At 34.0% G+C, this 4,287-nt stretch carries 7 protein-coding genes; 4 read left to right on the forward strand and 3 right to left on the reverse strand.

Going from position 1 to position 4,287, the window contains the following annotated elements; all coding sequences use genetic code 11:
* On the forward strand, positions 1–298 hold a 298-nt coding region (locus DMP16_RS08170), incomplete at its 5' end, for an enoyl-CoA hydratase-related protein (protein ID WP_255446844.1).
* Here the strand turns inward: DMP16_RS08170 and amrS are convergent.
* A complete protein-coding gene (amrS, locus tag DMP16_RS08175; RefSeq protein WP_069282102.1) occupies positions 291–1,346 on the reverse strand; it encodes an AmmeMemoRadiSam system radical SAM enzyme in 1,056 nt (351 codons plus the stop codon). The genes DMP16_RS08170 and amrS overlap by 8 nt on opposite strands.
* Positions 1,347–1,466: 120 nt before the next feature.
* Between amrS and DMP16_RS08180 the strand changes: the two genes are divergently transcribed.
* Complete coding sequence (locus tag DMP16_RS08180) at positions 1,467–1,904, forward strand: DUF309 domain-containing protein (RefSeq protein ID WP_231961285.1); 438 nt, start codon at positions 1,467–1,469, stop codon at positions 1,902–1,904.
* Here DMP16_RS08180 and DMP16_RS08185 read toward each other — a convergent pair.
* Positions 1,833–2,321, reverse strand: coding sequence for an adenosine-specific kinase (locus DMP16_RS08185; RefSeq protein WP_069282105.1), 489 nt, complete (start codon positions 2,319–2,321; stop codon positions 1,833–1,835). The two genes, DMP16_RS08180 and DMP16_RS08185, sit on opposite strands and share 72 nt — an antisense overlap.
* Positions 2,322–2,405: 84 nt before the next feature.
* Positions 2,406–2,807 carry a hypothetical protein gene (locus DMP16_RS08190; RefSeq protein ID WP_069282107.1) on the reverse strand — a complete coding sequence of 134 codons (402 nt, stop codon included), beginning with the start codon at positions 2,805–2,807 and terminating at the stop codon, positions 2,406–2,408.
* A gap of 49 nt (positions 2,808–2,856) precedes the next feature.
* Here DMP16_RS08190 and DMP16_RS08195 point away from each other — a divergent pair, with 49 nt between their 5' ends.
* Positions 2,857–3,369 (forward strand): hypothetical protein, encoded by a 513-nt coding sequence (locus DMP16_RS08195; RefSeq protein WP_143577077.1) that lies wholly within the window; start codon positions 2,857–2,859, stop codon positions 3,367–3,369.
* A gap of 402 nt (positions 3,370–3,771) precedes the next feature.
* The coding region (locus tag DMP16_RS08200) for an enoyl-CoA hydratase/isomerase family protein (RefSeq protein ID WP_143577078.1) at positions 3,772–4,287 on the forward strand (516 nt) is incomplete at its 3' end.

The raw sequence follows: 4,287 nt of genomic DNA on the forward strand, positions 1-4,287 counted from the left end.
AGCATTAGAAATTATGATGTTAGGTGAGAGAATAAAGGCGGATTATGCAGAGAGAATAGGCTTAGTTAACAAGGTTGTGAGTCCAGATATGTTAGAAAAAGAAACTAGAGAGTTAGCTACGAAGTTAGCAGAGAAACCTACAATAGCGTTAAGATTAATTAAAACGTTAGTGACTTATGGTAGTGACTCACCTATACTAAGTGGTTTAATGATGGAAAGTTTAGGTTGGGGAATAGTGTTTGCTACTGAAGATGAGAAAAGGAAAGTTGAGGAATTTCTATCGAAAAGGTCTAAATGAAAACCGGTTCAAATCTTTCTCTAAACGCGTGTCTAGACAATTTTCCCTTTATTGGCAATTTATAATTACAATACTTACATTTCATGTCTTCAGTTAGGTGCCATTCAACTATGTCAAATCCATATCGTCTAATAACTAATCTTCCACAGTTGGGGCAATAAGTATTTTCATATGGATGACCCGGAACATTACCTATATATACAAATCTAAATCCCATCTCCTTAGCCAACTTATAATGCTTTTCCAACGTTTCTATAGGAGTCCACGGCAAATAATCTAATTTATAGTCTGGATGAAATCTTAAGAAATGAATAGGCGTTTCTGGTCCTAAGTTATCATAAATCTTGTTCAACAATTGTTTTGCTGAATCTAAATTATCACCTATTTGAGGTATAATTAAATCGGTTATTTCCACGTGAATACCTAACTTGTATAGACTCGTAGCAGTTTCAATTATCGGTTCTGGTCCATTGGCGCCAGTATATCTTCTCATGAATTTAGCCTCCCCATTTCCCTTAAAATCTATAGTTACTGCATCCAAGAAATCCTTGACATAATCAACTAACTCTGGAGTCCAATATCCATTAGTCACCATGGTATTAAATAGTCCGTGTTTCTTCGCAATGATTCCTACATCATGAGCAAATTCAGAAAATATTGCTGGCTCGTTATAAGTGTAAGTCATACCATCAACGTCATATCCCAATGCAATTTCAACCACTTCTTCTGGAGATAACTCAGTTCCCTCTGCCCTTCTCCTTTGACTTATATCATAATTCTGGCAATACATACACATCCAATTACAGCCGAAGGTGGAGAAGGAGAATACTTTAGAACCCGGGTTAAAATGAACTAAAGGTTTCTTTTCGATAGGATCGATATGTGCTGCAGCAACTTTTCCATAGACGTCAAGATACAATTTTCCTCCACGAACTGATCTTACTCCACAAAATCCTACTTGTCCTTCATTAATTAAGCATCTTCGCGCACAAGCAACACAACGAATCCTATTAGACTCTTTCCTATAAAGTGTAGCTTCCTTAGACATAATTTAATTTATATCCTCCATAAATATAAACTATTTCGTTTGACAAGCTAAACCTCACTATTTAATATTTATTTCCGGAAAGTGTACATATAATTTCTAATGAGATACATACTGTTTTACATGATTAACCAATCCTTAAACGTAGATGAAATCAAAAAGGATTTACGTAAAAGAGGGGTGAATGTAGTTGACGTAAGAAAGGGTAAATATTTAGAAATAGATGTACTTGATGATCCTACTAAAGTGACCTCTATATTAGGAAGTCCTTTATTCATCACAGATGTTGAACATATGAGTGGTAACTTTGTTGAGTTTTTCTATGACATGAGGTTTTGGGAGTGCCATGAATTTTTAGAAGACAAATGGAGGAGATCTAAGGATGATACGGAGAGAAAATACTTGCAAGCTCTAATATTGATTTGTGCATCCATGATCAAATATCTAAAAAATGATATAAAAACGTCAGACATGCTTATTGATAAAGCCTTATCTCTTATATCCGATCTTCCTCAAGAACTCCTTCCTTTCCTTTATATCCGATTCTGTCTCAACACCTAATGGAGTATATCCATCTACTACGCCTATAACTCCCCTACCTTGATCCGTCTCAGCAACTAAGACTTGTAAAGGATTTGCCGTAGCTGCAAAGATTCTTACTACTTCATCAGTATTCTTTATTCTATTTAAAACATTAATGGGATAGCCATTCTTTAAATAAATTACGAATAAGTGCCCAGCACCTATTTTTTTAGCTTGTTCTATTGCTAATTTAATTAGATCTCCGTCATTGCCATCATATCTGATTAACCGTTTCCCGCTTGCCTCATTAAAAGCAATTCCGAACTTTAGGTTTGGACTAGACGAAGACAAGGTTTCATACAAATCTTCTACCGTCTTGATAAAGTGAGACTGTCCGATAATTACGTTTGTACCTTCCGGTATATCAATTCTAACTACATCTATTTTTACGCTCATTGCAATAATATGTAAGAATATCTCAAAAATAAGTTTTTCAGTGTAGGACCACTACATCACTTCTCAGATGTACTCCCGAACTCCTCATCCACTATTTAGATACGCGTAGTCAATTATAACCTCTTCGTTCTGAGTTAAATTAATAATATAGGTTAAATGCAACTGTGTTACTAGAATCTTGTAACTTCCTGGCGGTAAATTAAACGTTGCGATTCCATTACCATCTGTGAAGTTGAACGTATAAAAAGTATAAGCTGAACCATTATATTTATATATCCATACAGTAGCCCTAGCTAGGGGTGATTTTCCTCCAAAAGGACCGTAGTTCATTATCACATCAACCTTTAATGTGTATAAGCCATTATTTTGAGAATTACCTATATTATTTACATAAATTTCAGTTTTATATTTTAGTCCTTCATATATACCTAATCCCATTAGTATTATTACAATGAAAGCTATTCCGAGTAGTATTTGCTTATTCATCAAAACCTCTCCATTAATCTAATATAAAAGTTCAATCCTAATTTGTTATGTGGCAGATAAACTATATGAAGCGTTCAAGTATGTTATTAAGTATGAGTTAAAATCTTCAATAAGAAGATATATCGTACTGGGAGCTTTCGATGGAATATTGTTAAGTTTGTCGATATTATTGTCTAGTGTAATTTCTCACTTTCCTATTTCTGATATAACTATAGCTGTCTTTAGTGGGACTATAGCAACAGCTGTATCATCAACGTGGAATGCATTAGTAGTAGAATTAGGAGAGAAAAAAGCTGAGCTTGAAAGACTAGAGAAACAAGTCTTAAAGAGCCTAAGAGGAACGATTTATGACTATAGCGGGAAAATTTCTGCTGTATTGTCTGCTATTTCTCATGGTGCTTCCCCTTTTCTAGGCTTATTAGTATTATATGCTTATCAATATTCTCGGAATTATTTGGTTTCCTTAATTTTAGGACTTGTATTCTTAGGCATTTTAGGACTGTTGTATGGGGAGAAATTGAGAGATAAGGCTTTATTGAATACATATTCAAATAATTCATGAGGATCTCTGGCACTCATGTTTATAGGTATCTTAAACTTGATTTCAATGACATCCTCACTGTAAGTGATTGCCATATTCTTTCTGCTTAAAATGAACGATACCGGAAATGGTAAAATTACAGGAATAATTAGTAGATAATACTCTAATTTTGGAAATATATTCGTTAAAAGATAATATGTAGTACCTATAGTAATTGGAAGTCCTAATATTACATATTTTATTATTTCTTTAAAATCTCCATAAATTCTACTAATTATGAATGAAGTTATTGTGTTTCCTGCAAAAGGAATTGCCGATGATAATATTGCTATAATTGTATCCCTTTTGTTCACATATTCCATTATACTTAGTTGCTTAAAAAGATAAATACTGCAGATGTTTATAATACTCGAGGTCTCTTTTATGGAAACAATAATGGTAAAAGAGGAAGATAAATTAGGATGGATAATATTGAATAGACCAGATAAGTTAAATTCAATAAATCTTAAATTGATAGAAGAAACGGAAATTGCACTAAAAAACTTTGCAGTTAATGATAATATTAAGGTAGTAATCATTACCGGTAATGGTAGAGCTTTCTCAGCTGGTGCTGATATTTCACAATTTAAGGAGCTTGATCCTGTAAAGGCGTGGGAATTTGCTCTCAAAGGGAGACAACTCATGGATTATATTGAGAGATTTCCCAAACCGTCAATAGCTATGATAAATGGGTATGCTTTAGGAGGGGGCTTAGAATTAGCATTAAGTTGTGATCTGAGGATAGCATCAAGTAGTGCTGAGTTAGGTCTTCCGGAAATCAATCTGGGAATTTTTCCAGGATTTGGAGGTACTCAAAGGCTCACTAGACTAGTAGGCAAAGGTAGAGCATTAGAAATTATGATGTTAGGTGAGAGAATAAAGGCGGATTATGCAGAGAGA

The organism is Sulfolobus sp. B1, from assembly GCF_007050195.1.
In the GTDB taxonomy this organism is placed as follows: Archaea; Thermoproteota; Thermoprotei_A; order Sulfolobales; family Sulfolobaceae; genus Saccharolobus.

Excerpts from the sequence above, each read along its gene's own strand:
- amrS (WP_069282102.1), bottom strand. The coding sequence starts at position 1,346 with ATGTCTAAGGAAGCTACACTTTATAGGAAAGAGTCTAATAGGATTCGT.
- DMP16_RS08180 (WP_231961285.1), top strand. The coding sequence starts at position 1,467 with ATGATTAACCAATCCTTAAACGTAGATGAAATCAAAAAGGATTTACGT.
- DMP16_RS08185 (WP_069282105.1), bottom strand. The coding sequence starts at position 2,321 with ATGAGCGTAAAAATAGATGTAGTTAGAATTGATATACCGGAAGGTACA.
- DMP16_RS08190 (WP_069282107.1), bottom strand. The coding sequence starts at position 2,807 with ATGAATAAGCAAATACTACTCGGAATAGCTTTCATTGTAATAATACTA.